Genomic DNA, 700 nt, shown 5'->3' on the forward strand with positions numbered 1-700 from the left:
TTAAGTCTGTTCATTCTGTCATCAAGTTCAATCATTTCAATTTCTCCGCCGGCAAGTGCAGAGGTTGCAGGAACGATACTAACATTTTTAAAATCAGTTCTTATAATAGCGTCCTGAATTCTCACCTGACCGATAAGCACATCATACGAGGAATACTGAATAGATTTTTTTTTGATTCCAAGTCCGGTGGTGGTATTTCCCTGTGCATCAATATCAATGCACAGAACTTTTTTGTCTCTTGAGCCTAAATATGCCCCAAGATTTACAACAGTGGTTGACTTACCCACTCCGCCTTTCTGATTTGCTACCGCATAAACCTTTCCCATTGTTCATTCCTCCGTTTTTATTCTGCACTATATTAAATTATACCACTTTCCGGCTTTCATGTAAAGGTATTTGAGAATTTTTTGCTGTTTTTTGCATAAAAAAATGTTCCACGTGGAACATGGAACATTTACTTTCTTGAAAAGAAAGATAACAAAGAAATTTTTTATTGTTTATTTTTTGAATATACACTTTGTAAAAGCGTAAGGAAATTTTTTGTTTTACTTTCTTTTTATGTGAAAAGAAAGTAAAACAAAGAAAAAACTTTATCCGTAAATTTCTCAAAAGAAACCCACGTATAAATTTTTTTGTCTTACTTTTTTCAAAAAGTAAGTTGTCGAACCTTATTTAAGGGAACGAATAATAGAAAGCCTCG

At 33.0% G+C, this 700-nt stretch carries 1 protein-coding gene; it reads right to left on the minus strand.

The window, feature by feature from the left end; genetic code table 11:
* The coding region (locus ACI4WO_RS06665) for a ParA family protein (RefSeq protein WP_439806780.1) at positions 1-326 on the minus strand (326 nt) is incomplete at its 3' end.
* Positions 327-700: the final 374 nt, after the last annotated feature.

The organism is Porcipelethomonas sp., from assembly GCF_051893655.1.
In the GTDB taxonomy this organism is placed as follows: Bacteria; Bacillota; Clostridia; order Oscillospirales; family Ruminococcaceae; genus Porcipelethomonas.